At 65.6% G+C, this 22711-nt stretch carries 17 protein-coding genes; 9 read left to right on the forward strand and 8 right to left on the reverse strand.

The window, feature by feature from the left end; genetic code table 11:
• The 3 genes from CCR94_RS22430 to CCR94_RS22440 all read left to right on the forward strand — a co-directional run bounded on the left by CCR94_RS22430 (nucleotide 1) and on the right by CCR94_RS22440 (nucleotide 1840).
• Nucleotides 1-753, forward strand: coding sequence for a class I SAM-dependent methyltransferase (locus tag CCR94_RS22430; protein WP_104510508.1), 753 nt, complete (start codon nucleotides 1-3; stop codon nucleotides 751-753).
• A 277-nt stretch (nucleotides 754-1030) separates the two neighbouring features.
• On the forward strand, nucleotides 1031-1405 hold the full coding sequence (locus CCR94_RS22435; RefSeq protein ID WP_158254881.1) for a helix-turn-helix domain-containing protein: 375 nt from the start codon (nucleotides 1031-1033) through the stop codon (nucleotides 1403-1405).
• Nucleotides 1406-1567: 162 nt separating this feature from the next.
• Complete coding sequence (locus CCR94_RS22440) at nucleotides 1568-1840, forward strand: hypothetical protein (protein WP_104510510.1); 273 nt, start codon at nucleotides 1568-1570, stop codon at nucleotides 1838-1840.
• A gap of 13 nt (nucleotides 1841-1853) precedes the next feature.
• Here CCR94_RS22440 and CCR94_RS22445 read toward each other — a convergent pair whose 3' ends face one another.
• A complete protein-coding gene (locus tag CCR94_RS22445) occupies nucleotides 1854-2870 on the reverse strand; it encodes an NAD(P)H-quinone oxidoreductase (protein WP_244594184.1) in 1017 nt (338 codons plus the stop codon).
• 7 nt (nucleotides 2871-2877) lie between these two features.
• Nucleotides 2878-3627 carry a sulfite exporter TauE/SafE family protein gene (locus CCR94_RS22450; RefSeq protein WP_104510511.1) on the reverse strand — a complete coding sequence of 250 codons (750 nt, stop codon included), beginning with the start codon at nucleotides 3625-3627 and terminating at the stop codon, nucleotides 2878-2880.
• Nucleotides 3628-4041: 414 nt separating this feature from the next.
• Here CCR94_RS22450 and CCR94_RS22455 point away from each other — a divergent pair, with 414 nt between their 5' ends.
• Nucleotides 4042-9513: a GH36-type glycosyl hydrolase domain-containing protein gene (locus CCR94_RS22455; RefSeq protein ID WP_104510512.1), complete on the forward strand. Its 5472-nt coding sequence runs from the start codon at nucleotides 4042-4044 to the stop codon at nucleotides 9511-9513.
• A 303-nt stretch (nucleotides 9514-9816) separates the two neighbouring features.
• Here the strand turns inward: CCR94_RS22455 and CCR94_RS22460 are convergent, their stop codons facing one another.
• The 6 genes from CCR94_RS22460 to CCR94_RS22485 all read right to left on the reverse strand — a co-directional run bounded on the left by CCR94_RS22460 (nucleotide 9817) and on the right by CCR94_RS22485 (nucleotide 15642).
• Nucleotides 9817-10353, reverse strand: a complete 537-nt coding sequence (locus CCR94_RS22460) for a tetratricopeptide repeat protein (protein ID WP_104510513.1) — start codon at nucleotides 10351-10353, stop codon at nucleotides 9817-9819.
• Nucleotides 10354-10361: 8 nt separating this feature from the next.
• On the reverse strand, nucleotides 10362-10925 hold the full coding sequence (locus CCR94_RS22465; RefSeq protein ID WP_206605888.1) for a tetratricopeptide repeat protein: 564 nt from the start codon (nucleotides 10923-10925) through the stop codon (nucleotides 10362-10364).
• 98 nt (nucleotides 10926-11023) lie between these two features.
• A complete protein-coding gene (gene pqqA, locus CCR94_RS26725; protein ID WP_104469644.1) occupies nucleotides 11024-11101 on the reverse strand; it encodes a pyrroloquinoline quinone precursor peptide PqqA in 78 nt (25 codons plus the stop codon).
• Nucleotides 11102-11222: 121 nt separating this feature from the next.
• Complete coding sequence (locus CCR94_RS22475; protein WP_104510514.1) at nucleotides 11223-13640, reverse strand: TonB-dependent receptor; 2418 nt, start codon at nucleotides 13638-13640, stop codon at nucleotides 11223-11225.
• A gap of 269 nt (nucleotides 13641-13909) precedes the next feature.
• Nucleotides 13910-15280 carry an ATP-binding protein gene (locus CCR94_RS22480; RefSeq protein WP_104510515.1) on the reverse strand — a complete coding sequence of 457 codons (1371 nt, stop codon included), beginning with the start codon at nucleotides 15278-15280 and terminating at the stop codon, nucleotides 13910-13912.
• Nucleotides 15277-15642: a hypothetical protein gene (locus CCR94_RS22485; protein ID WP_104510516.1), complete on the reverse strand. Its 366-nt coding sequence runs from the start codon at nucleotides 15640-15642 to the stop codon at nucleotides 15277-15279. Before CCR94_RS22485 ends, CCR94_RS22480 begins: the two co-directional genes overlap by 4 nt.
• Nucleotides 15643-15821: 179 nt before the next feature.
• Here CCR94_RS22485 and CCR94_RS22490 point away from each other — a divergent pair, with 179 nt between their 5' ends.
• The 5 genes from CCR94_RS22490 to CCR94_RS22510 all read left to right on the forward strand — a co-directional run bounded on the left by CCR94_RS22490 (nucleotide 15822) and on the right by CCR94_RS22510 (nucleotide 22703).
• Nucleotides 15822-16028: a hypothetical protein gene (locus tag CCR94_RS22490; protein ID WP_104510517.1), complete on the forward strand. Its 207-nt coding sequence runs from the start codon at nucleotides 15822-15824 to the stop codon at nucleotides 16026-16028.
• A 429-nt stretch (nucleotides 16029-16457) separates the two neighbouring features.
• Nucleotides 16458-18767 carry an ATP-binding protein gene (locus CCR94_RS22495; RefSeq protein WP_104510518.1) on the forward strand — a complete coding sequence of 770 codons (2310 nt, stop codon included), beginning with the start codon at nucleotides 16458-16460 and terminating at the stop codon, nucleotides 18765-18767.
• Nucleotides 18764-21109, forward strand: coding sequence for an ATP-binding protein (locus CCR94_RS22500; protein WP_104510519.1), 2346 nt, complete (start codon nucleotides 18764-18766; stop codon nucleotides 21107-21109). The genes CCR94_RS22495 and CCR94_RS22500 overlap by 4 nt, the downstream gene beginning before the upstream one ends.
• Complete coding sequence (locus CCR94_RS22505) at nucleotides 21106-21576, forward strand: response regulator (protein ID WP_104510520.1); 471 nt, start codon at nucleotides 21106-21108, stop codon at nucleotides 21574-21576. Before CCR94_RS22500 ends, CCR94_RS22505 begins: the two co-directional genes overlap by 4 nt.
• Nucleotides 21573-22703, forward strand: a complete 1131-nt coding sequence (locus CCR94_RS22510) for a hybrid sensor histidine kinase/response regulator (protein WP_104510521.1) — start codon at nucleotides 21573-21575, stop codon at nucleotides 22701-22703. The genes CCR94_RS22505 and CCR94_RS22510 overlap by 4 nt, the downstream gene beginning before the upstream one ends.
• Nucleotides 22704-22711 lie beyond the last annotated feature (8 nt).

Raw genomic sequence — 22711 nt, forward strand, 5'->3', positions numbered from 1 at the left:
ATGACCGATCGCGCGCGTCTGGTCGTCGAACAATTCGGCCCCCGCGCCGGCGCCTATGTCGCCAGCGCGGTCCACGCCTCCGGCGCCGATCTCGCCCTCGTGGCGGAGCGCGCGGCGCAAATCCGGCCGGCGCGCGCGCTCGATCTCGGCTGCGGTGGCGGCCATGTCGCCTATGCCCTGGCGCCGCATGTAGGAAATGTCGTCGCGGTCGATCTGTCCGCCGCCATGCTCGCGGCGGCGCGCGAGGAGGCGGCGCGGCGGGGCCTCGCCAATGTCGAAACGGTCGAGGCGGCGGCGGAACGCCTGCCGTTCGAGGACCAAACCTTCGATTTCCTCGTCAGCCGTTTTTCCGCGCATCACTGGCGCGACCTCGGCGCGGGTCTGCGCGAGGCGCGGCGCGTGCTGCGCGCGGGCGCGCCGGCTTTCTTCATCGACATCGTCTCGCCCGGCGTCGCCGCGCTCGACACGCATCTCCAGGCGTTCGAGCTTTTGCGCGATCCCTCGCATGTGCGCGACTATTCCCAGGCGGAATGGTTTGACGCCCTGGCGCGGGCGGGATTCGCGCCGCGCGCCTGCCGGACGTGGCGGCTGCGCATGGCGTTCACGGAGTGGACCGGGCGTATGGCGACGCCGGCTCTTTTCGCGCAAGCCATTCTTCTGCTTCAGGAAAAAGCGGATGCGGCCACGCGCGCCGCTTTCGGCGTGGCGCAGGATGGCGGGTTCTGGCTCGATGCAGTCCTGATCGAGTCGTGATATGACGTGCGTAAATAGATTCCGTTGGTAAATCGTATTACCAAAGTAAAGTACATTTCCTACGTCAGATTGTATTGATATTCACGATTAAAATACGATTAAGTTGCGGCAAACAATGTTTCGAATATGGTTGGCTCATGGAAGCAATGCTTTCAAAGAAACACGAAGAGCCGAGGTCTCTGTCGACAAGCGCGGAAAATTCGCGGGTGTTCATGGGAATTATTGTTTACTCCCTGACTTTAGACCTGCTTTCGACAGCGAGTTGAGAGTAACCATAATGACTGACGTCAATCCCATCGATAAACATGTAGGCGGCCGTCTGCGGGCCTTGCGCGAGGCGCGCGGCTTGGCGGCGGAGGAACTTGTGCGCGCCGGCGGCCTGAGCATCGACCGCCTCGAGCGCCTCGAGGAAGGCCGCGAGCGCCTCAATGTCGATGACATGCGCCGCCTGTGCGTGCTGCTCGGCGCCACGCCTTCGGATTTCTTTCGCGGCCTCAGCGACGGCGCCAGTTCCGGGCCGGTCGGCGGCGATCTCTCGATCGAGGACGAGGGCCGCTTGCTGCTGTCGGATTTCCGCCGCATCGCCGATCCCAAGAAGCGCCGCATGCTGATGACGCTCGCCACCGCTTTCGCTCAAGAGACAGTCCAGTGAGACCCGACGCCGCGCGCAGCGCCCGCGCGGCGGGGCGGGCCGGCGATCACGAAAGCGTGATCGCAAGTACCCGGCTGCTCGATCAAATTTTATTGAGTTTCTGAAGCTTGCGTTGGTCGCTAAGAGTCACGCTGTCGCCAACAACAAAGTGTGGGGCGGATCATGGCGCAATCGATGTTTCAGACCAGCAATCTCGATCTCGCCTTGACCAAGGCCGAGGCCGGAGTCGATGTCGCCTACACCGGCCCGTGGGACGGCGTGTTCCGCTTCGAAAGCGTGCGGCTCAAGGCCCTGCGCGCCCGCGGCAAGATCGCCCGCGCGCGCGGAGAAGACTTCCAATGCGCCCTCGAACGCCTCGTCGAGGATGCTCACCAACAAGACGCCCGTTACCAAGACGTCCGTTACCAAGACGCCCTGCGCAGCCCGGTGAACTGACCGGCCTTTCGCTTCAGCGCCCCGTCAAAAGCACGATCTTGCCCAGATGCGCCGAGCTTTCCATCAGCTCGTGCGCCTCCCGCGCCTGTTCCAGCGGAAAGGTCTTATGCAGCCTGGGCGAGACGGCGCCGGACTCAAGCAGCGGCCAGACCTTTTCCCGCAGCGCCGCCGCAATCGCCGCCTTGGCCGCGAGCGGTCGTGCGCGCAGCGTGGCGCCGGTGATCGTCAGGCGCTTCAGCATCACGCTCATGAAGTCGAAGTCCTTGACCTTTGAGCCTTGCAGAAAGGCGATCTGCACCAGCCGCCCGTCCGGCGCCAGCGCCTGGACGTTGCGTTGCAGATAGGGGCCGCCGACCATGTCGAGAATGACATTCGCCCCTTTCTTCCCCGTTTTTTCCTTCAAGACCGCGACGAAATCCTGCTCGCGGTAGTCGATGGCGACATCGGCGCCCAATTCGAGGCAGAAATCGCATTTTTCCCGCGAACCCGCCGTGGCGAACACTGTCGCCCCGAATTTTTTCGCGAGCTGGATGGCGGTCGAGCCAATGCCGCTGGAGCCGCCGTGAACGAGAAAGGTTTCGCCCGGCTGCAAGGCGCCTCGCGTAAACACATTGTCGTAAACGGTAAAATAGGTTTCGGGAACGCCGGCCGCCTCGACCAGCGACAGCGGCGCGGGCTTTTTCAGGCAAAGCGCCGCCTCCGCCACGCAATATTCGGCATAGCCGCCCGAACCGACCAGCGCGCAGACCTCGTCGCCGAGTTTCAGCGCCACGCCTTCGCCCAAGGCCACGATTCGGCCCGCGATCTCCAGTCCGGGAATCTGGCTCTCGCCGGGCGGCGGCGGATAAAGTCCGGCGCGCTGGATGCAATCCGGCCGATTGACCCCCGCCGCCACCACTTCCACCAGCACTTGCCCCGGCCCGGGCGAGGGCGGCGGCGCCTCATGCAACCCGATCACCTCCGGGCCGCCGGCGCCGTCGAAAAAAACTTCACGCATCAGGGCGGGCAGGGAGGCTGTGGCAAGGGACATGGCGACCTCACATGGTTTTCAGATAGAAATACAGGCTGAGCGCCAGCCCGACGCAGATGACGAAAATCCTGACATAAAGCGGCTTGATCCGCGATCCCGCATGAGCGCCCAGAAACCCGCCGGCGATGGAGCCGACCGCCATCACCGCCGCCTCCGCCCAAAAAATCTTGCCGGAAAACAGGAAGACGCCGGTGGCGGTCAGGTTCATCAGCGTGGCCAGCGCCATTTTCAGGCTGTTCATCAGCACGATGTCGCGCAGGCCATAGAGCGTCAGCGCCGCCAGCATGAGAATGCCGATGCCGCCGCCGAAATAGCCGCCATAAACCGCCACGAACGCCTGCGCAGTCAGCACGCCGGCGGCGCCGAGCAGCGGTTTTTCGGTCTGCTTGGGCATCCCCATGCCAAAGGCGAAGACGAGTGTGGCGCCGAGCAGCAGGAAGGGGACCAGCCTGGCGAAAACCTGTTCCGAGGTCGAAAGCAGCAGCACGGCGCCAAAAAAACCGCCCACCAGCGAAATCACGGCGAGCTTGTGGCCGTCGATGCGGGGATCGTCGAGCGACTGCCGCAGCGTCGCGCGATAGGCGAAGGTGGTGGCGACCTGGGCCGGGAACAGCGCGATGGTGCTGGTGGCGTTGGCGGCGATGGGGGAGAGTCCGGCGGCGATCAGCGCGGGAAAGGTGAGAAAAGACCCGCCGCCCGCCAGCGCGTTGATGAATCCGGCGGCGAGGCCGGCGAGAAAGATCAGCAGCAGAGACATCGCGCGCCCGGTTTCTGGACGCAAAGGGCGCCACGGCCGTTTTTAGGCTGCGAAACGCCTCGCGCGCAAGGCTGTCTCCCAATATGCGCCAGGTTAAGCTTGGTGGCTGCCGAGAACTTCGTGGGTTGATCCCCTCGTGCTTCGAGACGGCGAGCTTCGCTCGCCTCCTCAGCATGAGGGGATCAATGGAATCAATCGAGTAGCCCTCATGCTGAGGAGGCTCCGGAGGAGCCGTCTCGAAGCACGAGGGCGGTCCACGGCTATTGCCGCAGCCTGCCAGCGCTTAACCCAGCGCGCAAGGCCTTCTCCCTCTCCCGCCAGAAGGCGCCGGTTGAATGTTTGACCGACCCTGTTTAATCATCTGCCTCCTTTCCGGCCGGGCGCGTCTTCCGGCGATTCGACTCGGGCGGCGATATGGCGAGCGTTTCCACACTTCCTCTTCCCGCTTTGAGCGGCGCCCTGCGGCTGTTCAGCGCCTTTGCGCTGGCGCTGGCCTTGAGCCGGTCCGTGGAGGGCGGCGTCGAGAACGCCGCGCTCGCCGCCGCGCTGGGCGCGCTGGCGTTGCAGGGCTTCGCCATCGCCGTCACCGGCAAGCGCGAGCGCCTGGGCTTTCTGGCGCTCGACGCCGGCGCGCTGCTCGCTTTCGGCCTCGCCTGCGCGCCGCAGCTCAAACTCTGGGCGGCGCCGGTCGAACTGCTCGATCTGTTCCGCATGACGCCCGTCGGCGCCGGCATCTCCATCACCCTGTATTTCGCCGTCGCCCTGCGGGGCCTCTCGCGCGAGGGCCGGCGCGCGCCCTATGCCGTCGGGCTCGCGCTGCTGGCGCTGCCGTTCGTGTTCAACCTGCTGCTGGCGCTGGGCTCGCCCCTGTTCGATGCGGCGGCGCGGGCGTTCGAGCCGCTGCCCGCGTCGTTCGCGCTCGCCATCCTGCGCGGCCTGGCCCTGTTCGTCGTCAACGAGGCCTTCGTGCTCGGCGCCGGTCTGGCCATGGGCCGGCGCGCTTCTCACGACTCTCGCCTCCACGCGCTGCTGCTGGTCGCGGCCCTCATCGCGGCGGCGACGCCGATCGTCGCCGAACTCGGCTCGACCGCCTTCATCGCGCATCTCGTCGCGCCGCTCGACATCCTGCTGGCCGCGCTGGCCGCCGCGCTGGCGCAGGCCGGCCTGTGGGCGGAGGTCTATCTCGTCACCTCCGTGCTCGGCGATATTTTGCACGGGGCGCCGCCGGTGGCCTCGCGCCTCACGGCGACCTGGCGCTCCGGCGCCGAAAAGGGCGCCATGTTTGGCGGCGTGTTCATGGCGCTGCTGCTGGCCGCCGCCGCGCTGGCGCATGCCCCGCAAGCCCTGGCCGCGACGCTCGGACTTGGCGCCGATGGCGTCGGGCAGGCGGCGTCGGGGGTCGGCGCCGCCCTGCTCGGCGCGCTGCTGTTCCCGATGGGGCGCGCCATTCTGGAATCGACCGACGCCACGCCGCCGTTTCCCCGGCGCCTGCTGGCGGCCTATCGCGCCACGCCCAATTACGCCGCCGGCGCGGTCGCCGGCGCGGGCATGTTCTATGGCTTCGCGCACGCGCTGCCCGCCGCCGACGCCCTCGAACGCTTCGGTCTCGGCTTCGCCATCGGCGCCGCCTCCTACGTGGCGGCGCTGCTCTACGCCGATATCGCCGACATCGCCGCCGGCTTGCGCGGCCGCCCGCGTCCGTGGCGGCCCTATGCGCTGGGCGTCCTGCTCGGCGGCATTCTCGGCGGCGCGATCTCCTGGTATTTCGACCAGAGCCAACTCGATGTGGTGCTCGCCCATTTCCGCGAGCATGTGGCGGTGAATTACCTCGCCGCCGGCCGTCCGGAAAGCCACTATGTCATCACGCCGTTCTTCTCCAAATGGGGCGCGACCGACCTCGGCGTGGTCGCCGGCGGCGTAAAGCTGTTCTATCTCGAATCGCTCTCCGGCGTGATCCAGTGGATTTTCGCCGCGCCGCTGTTCAGCATCAACCTGTTCGTCCTCACCGCGCTGCTGACGCGCAGCACGGCGCCGATCAAGAAGCTTTTCAGCGCCGAGGGCATGAGCGGGCTGGCCGACAACGCCATCGTGGTGCTGCGCTGGGGCCTGTGGATGGCGCCGATCATCTACGCCTTCCTGAAAGTCGCGCCGGATCCGCAATGGTACAATCAGGACGGCCTGGTGCGCACGGTGGTCGCCACCGCCATGAGCGCTACCCAGTCGCCGGACTCGTTCGCCGACTGGAGCCTGTCGATCTTCACCGCGCTGCTCACCTATGACTGGCTGCGCGTGCTGATCTGGTTCGACCACATGGGCCTGCGCGTGGCCACTTTGGTCAATCTCTCCTTCGTCGGCGGCGACATGGCCGACGAGGCCTCCGCCCGCTTTCTCGGCGCGCGCGGCCATTCCCGCGCCATTCCCGAGGCGATCAGGCGCTTCGGCACCTGGGCGCCGCTGCTGATTCCCTTCTACATCCCGCGCGGCCCGGCCTGGGACAAGGCCTGGAGCGCGGCGGAAATCGCGGCCAAGGCCCCGACCCCGCCGCTGGTCGGCCTCGTGCTCGGCTATGCGTTCGCCGCGCTCGGCGTCGCCGCCGCCCTTGGCGTGTTTCTGCTGACGCGGCCAAGGGCGAAACCCGCCACGACCCGCGAAAGCATCGGCAACGGCTTGCTGACGCTGGAATTCTGGGCGGGCGGCGAGGGCCATTATCGCGTCGAGAGCGCGGCGCGGCGCGGGTCGCCGATCGACATGACGCGCGCGCCGGACGATCCCACTTTTCCACGCGGCGCGTTTTTCTACTTCCTCGAACAGACGGAGGAAGCGCGCAAAATCTGGTCGCTCACGCAAGAGCCGACCGGGCAGGGGTTCGGCCCGCTGGAGGCGCTGTCGCCGATGCTGGCGCAGGCGCGCGGCGAAAGGGACGGCCTGAAATGCGAGACGCGCATTGAAATGGTCGAGGCCGAGGCCATGGCGCTGACGCGGCTCAAAATCACCAACACCGGCGCGCTGCCGCGCAAATTGCGCATTTGCAGCTATCGCGACCTCGTGATGAACGAGGGCGGGGTGGAGCGCCGCGACGCCGCCTATAATGCGCTGCATGTCGGCACGACTTTTACGCGCGGACTCGGGGCTATTCTTTTCCGCAACCGCCTGCTCAAGAACCAGACCGGCGATTTCGCCTCCAAGCGTCTGTCGCGCGAGACCGCCTTCCATGGCGTCCACGAGCGGGAGGGCGTGCGTCTGGTTGGCTACGAGGATGTCCGCGCCCGCTTTTTCGGCCTGGGCCAGCGCCGCGACCCCGATGCGCTGCTGCAAAACCTCAACCTGCGCGATCCCGCCGACGAAGGCCTGCTGCACGGTTTCGATCCCTGCGCGGCTCTGCTGATCGAAGTGGATCTTCCCGGCGACGGTTTTGTCGAAATCCTGTTCGCCGACGGCTGGGCCGAGGACGAACATGCGGCGGCGCGCGCGCTGGCGCGGGCGTTCGCCACCGACATTCCGGAAAATTTCGACGCCATTTTCGCACGGCGCCGCAAGCTCGCCCCGGCGATCACGCCGGCGGGCGAACGCTTCGCCTTTTCCGAGGACGGCCGCACGCTGCAGACAAGACCGGGCGCGCCGCGTCCCTATTCGCATGTGCTGGCCAATCCCGCCGGTTTCGGCGCGGTCGTCACCCATGACGGCGAAATCTTCTCGTTTTTCCGCAACGCCCGCGCCAACAGCGTCACCCCGTTCCGCATCGGCGAGGGCCGCAACGCCCCGCCGGCGCAGGCGATCCATGTGGTCGAGCGCGAGACCGGAGATGTTTTTGGCGCGACCCTGCTGCCGTGGCGGCGCGCCGACACCGACTATGACGCCGAATTCACCCTGGGCGCCGCGCGTTTCACCGCCAAAAGCCCGAGGCTCGATCTGATCCAGGAGGTGTTCGTCGCGCCTGATGACGCCGTGCAGCTTCAGGTTCTGACGCTGACCAACAACACCGACCGCCGCCAAATCTATCGCGTCGCGTCGGTGGCGGAAATCGTGCTGGCGGAAACCCCGCCCGACTCGGTCGGCGCGCTGGAGACGCAGGCCGAAGACAACGGACAGGCGCTGTATTTCCACAATGGCCAGAACCCGTTCGTGCAGGATTGGGTGTTCGCCGCCGTTTCGCTCGACGTCGAGAGCTTCGAAATGTCGCGCGCGAAAATCCTGGGGCGCAAGACCAGAAATCCCCGCGTGCCCTTCCTCGCCGAACATGGCCACGCCGATGGCGGCGCGATCGATGACGGCCGCCGCGCCGCCGGTTTCGCGGGCGATGTCGCGATCGCGCCGGGCGCCTCGGTTCGTATCGTTGTGGCGCTGGGCGCGGCGCGGGAGTTCGAGACCGCGCAGGCTCTGGCCCGCCGCGCGGCGACGCTCGGCTATGCCGACGAAAAGCGCGCGCAACTCGACACGTTCTGGAACAACCTGCTCTCGACCTTGCGGGTGAAAACCAACAGCCCGGACTTCGACCGTCTCGTCAACGACTGGCTGCCCTATCAGGCGCTCACCGCAAGGCTGTGGGGCCGCACCGGCCCGTCGCAGCGGTCGGGGGCGTTTGGCTATCGCGACCAGTTGCAGGACGTGCTGCCCTTCGTCGCCCGCGCGCCAGAAATCGCGCGCCGCCAGATCCTGCTGCACGCCAGCCAGCAATTCGTGCAGGGCGATGTGCTGAAATGGTGGCACAACGCCCCCGACGGCGGCGTCGGCATGGGCGAGCGCACCCACGCCTCCGATCCGCATCTCTGGCTGCCCTATGTCACGCTGCGTTATGTCGCGGCCACCGGCGATACCGCGATCCTGCACGAAAAGGTCGGCTTCGTCGAAGGCGCGCCGGTGCCGGATGGCGTGGAAGGCCATGTGATCGCGCCGACGCCCTCGCCGGAAACGGCGACTCTGCTCGAACATTGCCGCCGCGCCATCGAGCGCACGCTGGCGCATTTCGGCGGCCACGGCCTGCCGCTGATGGGCGCGGGCGACTGGGACGACGGCATGAATCTGGTCGGCTTCCGCGGCAAGGGCGAGAGCGCCTGGATGGGCTTCTTCCTCTATGACACCCTGATCCGGTTTTCCGCCCTGCTGCGGGCGGAAAAGCAGGACAAGCTGGCCGAGTCCTATTCCGCCCGCGCCGACGTGCTGCATTTCGCGCTCGACGCCTGCTGGCGCGGCGACCGCTATGTCCGCGCCTTCGCCGACGACGGCGCGGAATTCTTGAGCCTCGGCGCCATGTCCGCCGCCTGGCCGGCTTTGTCCGGCGCGGCGCAGGGCGAGCGCGGCCGCAAGGCGCTGGAGCATGCGCTGGCCGAACTCGACAAGGGCGACCGCGTGCTGCTGGTGACTCCCCCCTATGACGAGACCTCCAAACCGTTCCCGGGCCGCAGCGCGGATTATCCGCCCGGCGTGCGCGAGAACGGCGGGCAATACAGCCACGGCTCGTCCTGGTTCGTGGACGCGCTGGCGCGGCTCGGCGAGCGCGCATCCGCCGAGGGCGAGTCCGCGCAGGCGGCGCAATATTTCTCCCGCGCCATGGAAGTCTGGCTGTCGCTGTCGCCGCTCACCAAAACCGCGCCGGAAAAGATCGACATTTACGGCCTGCCGCCACACCAGCAGCCGGCGGATGTCTATGACGGGCCGGGCTACGAGGGCCGGGGCGGCTGGGCGTGGTATTCAGGCGCGGCGTCGCGGATGATGTCGGCGGCCTATGCGGCGCTCGGCGTCAGCGTCGAGAACGGCGTGCTGAAACTGCGCTCCGACGCCAGCGACGACAAGGCGGGATTGAAGCTCGAAAGCGTGACCTTCAAGGGCAGGATTTTCGTGCGGGTCGCCGGCGCGCAGGAACAGCGGGAGGACGCGCCCGCGTCCTGACGGGGCGGGCGCCCCATGGGCGCTAGGTTAAGCTTGGTGACTGCTGAGAACTTCGTGGGTTGGTCTCCTCGTGCTTCGAGACGGCGAGCTTTGCTCGCCTCCTCAGCATGAGGGGCCCAATGGAATCAATCGAGTAGCCCTCATGCTGAGGAGGCTCCGAAGGAGCCGTCTCGAAGCACGAGGGCGGTCCACGGCTGTTGCCGCAGCCTGCCAGCGCTTAACCGAGCGCATATGGGCGGGCGCCCTCTCCCCGCGCAGCCCGTCGAAAGACGGGACGTCCCTACGCGGGAAGAGGAAACGCCCTCAGAACTGCGGCGCGCGGTAGCGGGCGCGGTCGGCGCCGGGCGTCACCGCCTCGGGATCGTAGCCGTGGGCGATCAATTCCTTGGCCGTGACATCGCCGCCCGCCGCCGCGCGGTCGATCATGGCGCGGCCCTGCTGTTCGTCGCGCGCGATGCCATGCCCACGCAACAGGTCCAGCCCATAGTTGAACGCGCCGAGCGAGGAGCCTTTTTCCGCCAGCCGCCGGTCCCATTCCGCCGCCGCGAGCGGATTGGCGGGCCGCTCGAACCCATTCTCCTCCATATAGGACATCCAGGGCATGGCGAGGTCGTTGCCCTCATTGGCGCAGCGCTCGAAAATCTTGCGCGCTTCCTCGTGCTGGCCGGTCTTGTCCATGAAAACGCCATAGCCGCACAGATGCGGATCGAGTTTTTCCGCGCCGGCCTTGCCGACGTAATAATCCACGCTCAACTGGTTGGGGTTGAGTTCGCCGATCTCATTATCTTCGGCGTGCGCCGCGCCGGACAGCAGGAGCAGAACAACACAGGCGACGCGCATGGGAAACCTCAAAACTGCGGTTGACGATAATGGGCGAGATCGGCGGTCGGCGTCACCGCTTCCGGATCGTAATCGGCCGCGACCAGCGCTTTTGCCGTCGGTTCGCCCGCGGCCGCCGCGCGGTCCACCAGCGCCTTGCCCAGAGCGCGGTCGCGCGCCACGCCATGACCGCGCAGCGCGTCGAGGCCGTAATTCAACTGCCCCAGCGCGGAGCCGGTTTCCGCAAGTTTTTTGTCCCATTCGGCGGCGGCGACGGGGTTGGACGGCCGGTCATAGCCGTTCTCCTCGGTCCAGGCCGCCCAGGGCATGGCGTAGGGATTGCCGTGTTCGGCGCAGCGCTCGAAAATTTTTCGCGCCGGCTCATGCCAGCCCATTTTGGCGATGGGATAGCCGTACATGCACATGCCCGGATCGAACCGGCCTTCCTCCGACCGCGCCGCCCAGTATTGCACGGTCAGCTCCTCGGGATTGAGCGTGCCCAGTTCATCCGCGACCGTCTCGCCCACCGACGCGGCGGCCAGCGGCGCGGCCAGCAGGCAAAGCGCGGCGGCCAAAACCCATCTGATCGACATGCCCCCTCCCAAATGCTTTTCTATCATCCCGCAATAAGACAAACGCCCGGACCATCCTCTCGGACGCCCGGGCTGGCCACTGGAGGAATGGCTAAAAATCAGATTTCAGCCGACATGTAGCTGGTGACTTCCATCCCGACGCACACTTCGCAAGCTTCCGGAACCGTCCACGTCATCTTCGACTCCCAAGGTTTCGGCTGCGGCGTTCTGTCGCACCCTGTCTCCTTGTAAGCTCCATCCGTTGCGAAAGCGTCACGCGGCCGGTAGAAATTTGTAAGATTTCTGTCAGGCCGCGTCTCAATATTTCGCCAGGACGGCGGCCGGCGCGGCCGTCGGCGCGTCGAAGGCGACCCTCACGCCGCCATAGACCGACAAGGGTTGCGCCGGCGTCACGCTGCGCGGATCGGAGAAGCTTCCATACAGCGCATTGGTGTCGAAATAGGTCCCGTACAGGGCGTAGCGGCGGTCCAGCACGTTTTCCCCCCGCGCGTAAACCTCGACATTGTCGAGAACCTTGTAGGAGGCGTGCAGCCCGAGGGTGAAATAGGGCGGCAGTTTGGCGTTCTGGTTGGCCTCGTCGCCGACATAGCGCCGCGCGCCCACAAACAGCAGATCGGTTCCGATCGTCGCCTTCGGGGTGATGTCCCAATCGGCGCCAACCTTGATGCGATGGCGCGGAATCATCGGCATTTCATTGCCGGGTGTGACGTTCTCGACGCCGCCCGCCGCGACATAGGACGGCGCCAAGGAATTGAGCTGGAAGGCGCTTTGGAACGTCGCGTACATATAGGTGTAGGACGCGCGCAGCGTCACATCCTTGTATTTGTAATTCAGTTGCGTCTCGACGCCCTGGCGCAGCGTCGCGCCGACATTGGTGAAGTAGCCGAAGCCCGTCATCGCGGTATCGACGACATTGTAGATGTCGTTGTCGCTGCGCGTGTGGAAGGCGCCGAGCTTCCAGGACATCGCGCCATAGGGGCCGAAATCGTGCTGTCCGCGCAGGCCCGCCTCGAAAGTGCGCGCCGTCACCTGTTTCAGGGCGGGGTCGGAGACGAGGAAGCTGGCGAGGACGCAAGGATGCAGCGGGTCGGCGCAGGCCAGCTCCAGCGGCGTCGGGGCGCGGTTGGATTCGGCGTAGGAGCCGTAGGCCTGAAGCTCGGGCGTGAGTTTGTAGGTGAAGCCGACCAGCGGATTGACGCGGTTATATTGATGCTCGCCGGAGGCCGAGCCGCCCAGTTGGTCGAACAGCGAAAGCGCCGCGAGATTGAGCCGCGCGCCGGCGGTGATCGTCAGCCTGTCGTTGACGTCGAAGGCGTCGAGCGCGTTGACGCCGAGATAGCGGTTGATGGTGTGGACGCTGCTCGGGCCGGCGGAGACACCCGACGGGCCGAGATCAATCCCGGCGCCGGTCACCGTATAGTCCGGATTGACGACGCCCAGCTCCGCCGAACCGGCGAACGAGGTCATGCCATAGTCGAACGAGGCGCCGAAGCTGAAATGGTTGCCGAAGCCGAACAGACGGTCGGAATTGTTGAGCTGGAACGCGGTTCCGAGGCTGGTGGTCGCCACGCTGGTGCGGTCGATCTCGCCGATGAGACCGTCGCCCCCTGCGCTGTAAAGCGCGGCGTTCTGGATTTGCTGGCCGTTCAAGCCGTTGGCGGGGGTCGCGTTGTCGCCAAAGCAGATCAGGTCGCCGCCGGCGGCGCAAGCGGCGGCGTCGCTGGGATTGCCGTCCACGTGGTTTTGCACGAAGCGGCGGACATAGGCGTTGGCGCTCAGAGTCCAGGTCGGCGACAGGGTGAACTGGCCGGTGAGATTGGCCATGCCCATCTGGTTGGCCGTGGTCTGCGGCGTGGTGTAGGTCCGCGACCAATCCTGCTGGACCATCTCGATCGGCGAGGAGCCGGCGACGCCGAGGCCTGAATTGGCAAGCGCGATGTTGAGGTGGATCTCATTGCCATCGTTGCGATAGCCGAGATCGCCGTAAAAACGGCGCGCGTTGGTGTCGCCGTGCGCGCGATAGAAATCGTCGTGGAAATATTCCAGCGCGCCATAGAGCGCGAACTGACCGAACTGCTGGCCATAGTCGAACCCCGCCTGCACCCGCCCGTAGGAGCCGCCGGAAATGTCGAACTTGCCGCCCTGGTAGGAAAACCCGTCCTTCATCCTGACGTTGAGCGCGCCGCCGAGCGCGTTGAGGCCGAAGGCCGGATTGTTCGGCACGAGATCCATCGAGGCGATGGCGAGGGTCGGGATCAGCTCCCAGTTCATCTCGTCGCCGAAGGCCTCGTTGACGCGCACGCCATTCTGATAGACGGCGAGACCCTGCGGCGTTCCCGAAGTGGGCGAGGCGACGAAGCCGCGATACTCGATGTCGGGCGAGAGCGGGCTGCCCGAAGAAGACTGTAGCGTGACGCTCGGCGCGACGCGGTTGAGCGCGTCGCCGATCTGCGACGAGCCCGCGCGCTGGATCGCCGCCGCGTCGATGTGGGTGGTGTTGGCGGGACGGCTGTCGATGACCGCATCGACCGGCTGGACGGCGACAGGCCCCGGCGCGGCAACAGATGTGGGCGCGGCGACTTGCGCGCGGCGCGGCGCGATGGGCGTATCGCTGGTGACGTTGATGTCGGGCAGCGCCACGACGGGTTCCGCTTGGACGCCGGGAACGCCCAAAACGATGAGCACGCTTGCGACTGACAGGCTGATACGCTTCATTCCCACTCCCCCTTCGGGGCGAGTTTGTCTCGCCCGCGCGCGCCAACTGATCGTTGATCCCACACCACGGACTTAAGCGTCTTCGCCAGCGGCTGGCAATTGTCCAAAAGCGTTGTGAGAGGGTTTTTCAAAGTTTTTCAGACAACTATTGTAAAATGGCGACAGAAGAAGCGCGCTTCGGGACGGGCTCCCGGTGTGTTCGGGAAAAAATCCTGAAGGAGATACTGTAGCTCTATTGTAAACGGCGTGAACAAGCTTGGCGCGAGAGCTCAGGGCGCGGTGTTCGTGAGGATTCGTTGGGGAATCACGGCTTCCACGCGACAGCCGCCCAGCGCGCCGCGCCCGATTTCGACCCGGCCGCCCAGACCGCGCACGCGCTCCCGCATCCCCGCGAGGCCCAGGCCGGCGGCGCTGTCCGGGGCGAGACCGGCGCCGTCGTCCTCGACCCGCACGGAAACATTTTCCGTCGCGTCGCGCGCGAGCGCGATTTCGGCGCGGCCTGCGCCCGAATGGCGGAACACATTGGTGAGCGCCTCCTGGACCAGGCGATAGACCGTCAGCCGCTGGGCCGCGTCCCCGATCTCGAAGCCCTCCGGCAGATGCAACTCCAGCCGCACATTCGGCTGGGTCTCGCGCCAGCCCTCGATCAGACTATGCAGCGCCGGTCCGATGCCGAGATCGTCGAGCGCCGGCGGGCGCAAGCGGCGCAAAATCCTCCGGTTGGTGTCCTGCAACGCCTCGATCTGGCCGCAGATCGCGGCGGCGCGTTCGGCGGCCTCGGGCGATCCGGCCGCCGCCAATGCGGCGCGCGCGACGGCCGCATTGGCGCGCAGGGCGAACAGATGCGGGCCGATTTCATCGTGCAACTCATGCGCCATGGTCTTGCGCTCCTCCTCCTGGGCCGTCATGAGGCGATGGAAGAGGTCGCGATTGTCCTGCGACAGGCGGCCGAGCTCCTCGGCCAGCGCATTGAGCTTGGCGCAGAGATCGACGAATTCGGGCGAGCCGCGCGCTTGCGCGCGCACGGAATAATCGCCATCCTTCAACCGGCCCAGCGCGCGGCTGTAGTTTCGCAGCGGGCTCAGCGTGCGCGCGACGATCCGGCTGGCGCCGAACACCATGGCGAGCACGATCAGTCCGCCTGTCGCGCCCAGGCTTTTCACATCCTGCCAGACCTCGTTGACCTCGTCGGCGGGATCGGCCGCGATCACGAAATCGCCCAGGCGCCGGCCGTCGCGCATCGCCGGGACAATGACGAGGCCGGGGCGGGCGCCGACCAGCGCATAAAACCATGCGGGGGCGGCGAACCGGCTCTCGTCCGGCGTCACTTGCGCCGCCGCGACCGCGTCGGCGTCGGTCGAGAAGCTCACCCGGACATGGCGCAACTGCGTCAGGCTCGCCGCGAGTTGTCGCAGCTTCTCTGCGGCCGAGGCGTCATCGGGCAGATTGGCGAGGCTGGAGGTGATGAACGCCCTGGTGATGCGCGTCATGCTCTCGCTTTCGGCGCCCGCGCGCGACCCCGCGCCGACCACCATCCTGCCGACATCGGCGGCGAGACCGAGGAAAAGTAGAACCGCGATGAGAATGTCGATCCGCAGCTTGAGCGACATCTGGAAACCCTTGGCGCCTCCGGATGTCATTTGGCGCAGTCGCGCAAATCCTTTTCCTCGATGCCGACGATGGCGCCCGCGTCGATCTTCAGGGCTTCCAACCGGCAGGATCGACCGTCTTTCAACGTCAGCCTGGCGTCGTAAACACCGGGTTCGAGTTTCGGCAGTTTCAGGCGTTCGTCGACCTCGATGGTCTTGTCGTCGTCTTCGAGCGTCAGATTCCGTCCGAAATCCTTGCCGCCGGCTTTCGCCAGGCGAAAATCGGTGACAACGCTGGCTGTCAGGTTCCAGATCCGGATCGGCTTTCCAGAGGCGGTCTCGGCGCTGGCGCCGCTGGCGCCGCACAGAGCGCCAAATCCGACCAGAATGGCGCCCGCGAGCTTGAGATGCATTTTGTCCTCCCGATCATCGTTGGACCACGAGACTACAGAATTTGAAAAGCGGTTCAAAAAGAGATTTGGCGCCGCTCACGCCCGACCGGCGCGCCGCAAACCGAATTTTTACCAAACGGCCCGGTACAACCCGAAGGTTGGTGTCACGGCGCGCGTCGCGTCTGTACGACGGATCGACCATGTCAGAAAAGCTACGCGCGGCGATTGAGCGCGCCTTCATCGATTTGCACTATGCCGCCGCCGAACTGAAGATGGGCGCGCAAGGCGCGGATGCGACGTCGGCGGCCGTCGAGCACGTCAGATTGGCGATCCGGGAGCTGGAATCCGGACTCAGGACGCGCGCGCCGGACGGGAGCCAGCCGTCGCCGGAAAAAATCTCGGACTGACCCGCGACGCTGCGACTTCAGTCCCGCGCGATCGTTACGTTCACCAAGCCAAAAATCATTCATTCGAAAACACGACGTCAACCCTGCTCGCCGCGCAAACCGCGATGCACAGTGTGGCGTGACGATGAAACCCGCGCCAGCCCCGCCCGACAAGAGGCGACAGGCCGCGTTCGCTTTTCAGGTTCTCGCGGTCGCGCTCGATGCGTCACGGCGTTTTGCTGCATCGACGCGAACCTCAAGCGGAACGACCTCCCGCGACGACAATTTCCGCGCGACGGGTTCAAATCACCAACCATGGCGAGAACGTTGAATCTCCTGCGCGGAGCTGTAAACTTGCGCGTTCAAAGACTTGTTTCGAGTGAAATCGAGGGGGACAACACAGTCAGGTTCAGAGTAAAAGCCAGCGCGTCCTCCAACCGCGAGAATGAGATGAACGACCGGCCGACTCCGGATACGGTGGACCTGACGAATTGCGACCGCGAACCCATCCATATTCCCGGCGCCATTCAACCGCACGGGCTGCTGTTCGCCTTCACGGAAGAGAACTTCCGGATCGTCAATGTCAGTTCCAATCTTGCGCAATTTACCCCGTTTCGACCCGATGACGTGCTCGGCGGGTCCTTGGCCGACGTGTTCGACCCCGCCAGCGACGCATCCCTGCGCGCGGCGCTGGGCGAGTCGGGCGCCACCGTGGGGTGGCTGGTCCCGATCCGGTTGGCGCGCGGCGGCGGGGCTGAATTTGTCGGCTCCATCCATCGCCACGACGGTCTGACCTTCGTCGAACTCGAACCCCCGGAGCGCGATCTCGCCGACGCGCACGCCTTTTTCGCCCGCACCAGCGGCGCGATCAAACGGCTGCAAGCGGCAAGGACGCTGGAAAGCGCCTGCGCGGCGGCGGCGCGCGAAGTGCGCGGGATCACCGGCTTCGACCGCGTCAAGATCTACCGGTTCGCCTCCGATTTCAGCGGCCAGGTGATCGCCGAGGATCGCGACGAGGGGGTCGCCTCCTTTTTGGGGCTGCACTTTCCCCCCTCCGACATTCCGGTTCAGGCGCGCAAACTTTATGCGCTCAATCCGTTGCGCATCATTCCCGACATCTCCTACCGCCCGGCGCCCATCGTTCCCGACGTCAATCCCCTGACCGCACAGCCGATCGATCTCAGCCTGTCGGTGTTGCGCAGCGTGTCGCCGCTTCATCTCGAATACATGCGCAATATAGGCATGTACGGAACCATGTCGATCTCGATCATGCGCGGCGAGCGCCTGTGGGGGCTGATCGCCTGCCACAACCGCCAACCGCGACACGTTGGCCCCGACGGCCGTCAAGCCTCGGAAATGATCGCCCAGGTCCTCGCCTGGCAAATCGGCGTGATGGAGGAGGAGGCGGTCTCGCGCCAGACCCTGAAGGGCAAGGCGATCCAGCGCAGCCTGATCAGCGACATCGAGCAATTGCACGATCATCGCGCCGGGCTGGCGCGCAACAGCGAGGCCCTGCTGGAGCTGATGGGCGCTTCGGGTCTCTGCCTCCACAGCCGCGAAGGCGTCACCACGCTCGGCGCGACGCCGCCCGAAGCCGCGATCGAAAACCTGGTGAGCTTTCTGGGGCGGACCGGCGGCGCCGAACTGTTTCAAACCGACCGGCTGTCCGCGATCTTTCCGGAAGCCGCCGGCTATGCCGACGTCGCCAGCGGCGTGCTCGCCGTGCCGCTGTCGCGCTCGCCGCCAAGGCGGGTGATGCTGTGGTTTCGTCCCGAGGTGGGGCAGACGGTGCGGTGGGCCGGCGATCCCGACAAGCCGGTCACCAATGTCGAGGGCGAATTGCATCTGGGTCCCCGCAAATCCTTCGCCGCATGGACCGAGGAAACCCGAGGCCGGGCGATCCCGTGGCGGAGCCACGAGATCGCGGCGGCGGTCGAGATTCGCGATCTCGTGACCGGCGTGATCTTGCGCAACACCGAAAAACTCGAGCGCGTCAACGCCCAGCTCGCGCGCAGCAACGAGGAACTGGAGGCCTTCGCCCATGTCGCCTCGCACGATATCAAGGAGCCGCTGCGTCATATCGAGGCTTTCGCCGGGATGCTCGGCGAATCCATCCGTCCGATCGGCGACGGGCGGCTGCGCAATCTGGTCGGCGGGATCGAAAGTTCTTCGCGGCGGCTGCGCAACCTGATCAACGATCTGGCCGAATTCTCCCAGGTCGGGCGGCGGGCGAAGCCCCTGGCCCCGGCCTCGTTGCAGGAAATAGCCCAGGAAGTGGTCGCCGACCTGCACCAGCGCATCGACGAAGCGGGGGCGACGGTGGAGATCGATGCGCTGCCGGTCGCCGATTGCGATCACAACCAGATGCGGCAGGTGCTGCAAAATCTGTTGTCAAACGCGGTCAAATATCGCCATCCCGGCCGTCCCTGTCATATCCGCATCTTCGCAACGGCCTGGCGCGAGGACGAGCGCCGCGGCGATGGAACGGGGGCCGTGACGACCCGCATTTGCGTCAGCGACAACGGCATCGGCTTCGATCCGAAATATGCCGAGCAGATTTTTGAGCCGTTCCAACGCCTGCACGGCCCCGACGCCTATGAAGGCAGTGGAATCGGGCTGGCGATCTGTCGCAAGATCGTGCAGCGCCACGGCGGATCGGTGGGCGCGGAGACGTCGCCCGGCCTCGGCTCCACATTCTGGTTCACGCTCGCGGCGCCGCCCGAGACCAAGGCGCCCGCGCCGGATCGACCGAAATCATGACCCATTCACAACAACCGCCCACGCCGCCAAATCCGACGGACGCTTATGGAGATCGCGCCGCGCTCGATCTGACCGACTGCGACCGCGAGCCGATCCACATTCCCGGCAGCATTCAGCCGCACGGCTTCCTGCTGGCGTTTGTCGAACCCGAATTGCGACCGGTTTCGGTCAGCGCCAATATTGAAGCGCTCACGGGCCTCGCGCCCGAGGCGGTCATCCGCGAGCCGCTGTCGGCGCGCATGACGCCCCGGAGTTTCGCCGATTTGACCGCGGTCCTGGCCAGCGCCGACCTTGCCGCGTTCAATCCCCTCCGCCTCGACGTCCTCACGACCGCCGGCGCGCAACCCTTCAACGGCATCATCCACCGCCACGACGGCTTGACCCTGCTTGAGCTCGAACCCCGGCAAGGCGGCGAACAGGAGTCCGCCGAGTTCTTCCGCGGCATTCGCGCCGCGATCCGTCGCTTGCAGAAAGCGACCGACCTCGCCACGGTCTGCGAGATCGCGGCCCGCGAGGTGCGCCGCCTCACCGGCTTCGACCGGGTCAAGATCTACCGCTTCGCCAAGGACTGGAGCGGCCAGGTCATCGCCGAGGACCGTGTCGACACCATTCCGTCGCTGTACGACTTCTGCTTCCCGGCGTCCGACATACCGGCGCAGTCGCGCGCGCTTTATACGCGCAACGTGATCCGCATCATTCCCGATATCGGCTATCGTCCGACGCCGCTCGCGCCCGACTTCAACCCTGTCACCGGCGGACCGATCGACCTGAGTTTCGCGGTGCTGCGCAGCGTCTCGCCTGTTCATGTGGAATATATGGTCAACATGGCGGTTTACGGCGCGATGTCGGTTTCCATCGTTCGCGACGGCCAATTGTGGGGCATGATCTCCTGCCACAACACCCTGCCGCGTTTCGTTCCTTTCGAGGTCCGGCAGGCCTGCGAATTGATCGCGCAGATCCTGACCTGGCAGATCACCGTCGCCGACGAGGCCGAGATCGTGCGCCACAGCGTCCAGGTTCGCGCCATGCAGAACCGGATGCTGCATGAACTCGGCGATGAGCGCGATCTCAAGCAATGGCTGGTCCGAAGCGGCGCCGACATGCTCGCGCTGATGAGCGCTTCGGGGTTTGCGCTTTGCGGTTTCGACGGCGTCACGACCTTCGGCGCGACGCCGTCGGACAAGCAAATCCTCGACCTGGTGGCGTGGCTGGCGCGCAACGAATCGCGCGACGTGTTCGAGACCGACAGCTTCTCGACCCGCTATGCCGAGGCGGCCCGCTACACCGATATCGCAAGCGGCGTTCTCGCCGTTCCGCTCGGCCGGGTGTCCTCGACCCTGATGCTGTGGTTCCGTCCGGAGCAGGCCCAGACCGTGACCTGGGGCGGCGATCCGCACAAGCCGGTCCGGGTCGGTCCCCATGGCGGACGGCTTCAGACGCGGGCTTCGTTCGACGCCTGGCGCGAAGACGTCCGCGGCCGCTCCAAGCCGTGGCGGAGCCACGAGGTCGCGGCGGCGGTCGAAATCCGCGATCTGGTCGTTGACGTCATTCTCGGCAACGCCGATGCGCTCGAGCGGGCCAACCGCGAGTTGTCGCGCAGCAACGACGAGTTGGAATCCTTCGCCTATGTCGCGGCCCACGATCTCAAGGAGCCCTTGCGCCACATCGAAGCCTTCGCCGGCTTGCTCAAGGATTCGCTGTCGCCGGAGGCAAGGGCCCGGTTGAGCGCCATGGTCGATGGAATCGAGGCGTCGTCGCGGCGCTTGCGGGCCTTGATCAACGATCTCGCCGAATATTCGCGCGTTGGCCGCGATACGCGGCCGTTTGCGCCGGTGTCCATGGACGAGGCGCTGGCCGACGTGCTCGCCGATCTCAAGCCGGTGTTGGATGACACGCGCGCCATCATCACGGCGGCGCCGCTGCCCGTCGTGCTGTGCGACGGCGGTCAAGTCCGCCAGTTGTTGCAGAACCTGATTTCCAATGCGGTGAAATACCGCCACGCCGCACGAACTCCGCGGATCGCCATCAGCGCAAGCCTCGAAGCCGAATCGGGGCTCGAGTCCTTGCCCGCCAACGCTGAACAGCATCCCCGCGTGCGGATCGTCGTTCAGGACAATGGCATTGGCTTCGATGAAAAATACCGTGAACAGATCTTCGAGCCGTTCCAGCGGCTGCACGGGCCGGACGAATACGAAGGCACCGGCGTGGGACTGGCGATCTGCCGCAAGATCGTGCAGCGACACGGGGGAAGCCTCACGGCGCAAAGCCAGCCCGGCGTGGGGTCCGCCTTTGCTTTCACCCTGTCGTTGCCCAGTCCGGACCGACGGGATCGCCAGATATGAGCCTGTACCGTGAGCACGCCGCGCCCATCGTGCTGGTCGCCGAGGACCACAACTTCGACAAGATGATCCTCGAGGAGGTGTTTTCGCGCGCCGGAATCGAAGCCGATCTGCGTTTCGTGAGCGATGGCGAGCAGATGCTCGACTATCTCAATCGTCGCGGACGCTATGCGGACGAGGGGTCCGCGCCGACGCCCGCCTTGATTCTGCTCGATCTCAACATGCCGCGCCTGGATGGACGCAAGGTCATCCGCATCATGCGCGCCGACGAAAATCTGCGTCATCTGCCGGTCATCGCCTTGTCGACGTCCGAGAGCCGGAAGCACATCACGGAGGCCTATTCGATCGGGATCAACGCCTATCTGGTCAAGCCGGCCAACATCCCGGACTACGTCGCAAAAATAACGTCGCTGTGGCATTTCTGGATGGTGACGGCGTCATTGCCGGTGGTGGAGAGCTTGCCGCCATGAGCGCGGGAACGATCAAGGCGCTCCTCGTCGACGACGCGGAGATCGAGTTTCACTCGCTTCAACGCATGCTGCGGAAACTATCAACGCCGCTCTACCATCTCGACTGGGCTTCGAGTGCGGCGGAAGGGCGCGTCGCGTTCCAGCTTGACCAGCACGATGTCTACCTGATCGACTTCAAGCTCGGTCCAGACAGCGGACTTGATCTTATCCGCACCGCGCGCGAACAGGGCGTGACGAAGCCCATCATTCTGCTGACGGCTTATGGCAACGCCGCGGTTGACGCCGCCGCGACCGAAATCGGCGCCAACGACTATCTGGTGAAAGGCGAATTCGATGCGGTCATTCTCGATCGCGCGGTGCGCTATGCCACGCGCCACGCGCGCAACATCATCGAGATGGAGCGCCGACTGGCCGAGACCCGAGCTTTAATCGCCAAACTCGAGCTTGAAACCGAGCGGCGCGCCCTCGCCGAAGCCGAACTGTCGAATGTCCTGGGCTCCATCGTTTCCGAGCAGGAGGCCGAGCGCCGGCGCATCACCCGCGAATTGCACGACAATATCGGCCAATCGCTGACCTTGCTTCAACTTGGTCTCGGATCGCTCAAGAGCTGCCCGGTCGCCGGATGCGCGTTGGCCAGGAACGCGGCCGCGCTGTTGGACGTCACCAGGAACATGAGCGTTGAATTGCACCGGCTGGCGCGGGAAATCCGTCCGGCTGAGCTGGATGACCTGGGGCTTGAGTCCGCGATTGGCCAGCTCGCCGCGGAATGGGGCAAGCATTGCGGGCTGACCTTCAATCTGCACCTGGCTCTGGGCGCCCGCCGCTTGCCGCCCGATGTCGAGAGCGCAATCTATCGCGTTGCGCAGGAAGCCGTCACGAATGTCGTGCGTCACTCCAGGGCAAGGCAAGTCGGGATCATCCTGGAAGTCAGGAACAACGAAGTGATCTGCATCATCGAGGACGACGGCCAAGGCCTTGCGAACGATCCATCGAAACTGTCTCACGCCAAGGCGAAACGTCTCGGATTGCTCGGGATGAGGGAGCGCCTCGCGCTCGTTCATGGCACGCTTGAGATCGAATCCGCGCGCGGCCAAGGCGCCACGGTGTTTTTGCGCGTGCCGCTTTGAAGCGCTTG

Source organism: Rhodoblastus sphagnicola (genome assembly GCF_002937075.1).
GTDB lineage: Bacteria > Pseudomonadota > Alphaproteobacteria > Rhizobiales > Beijerinckiaceae > Rhodoblastus > Rhodoblastus sphagnicola.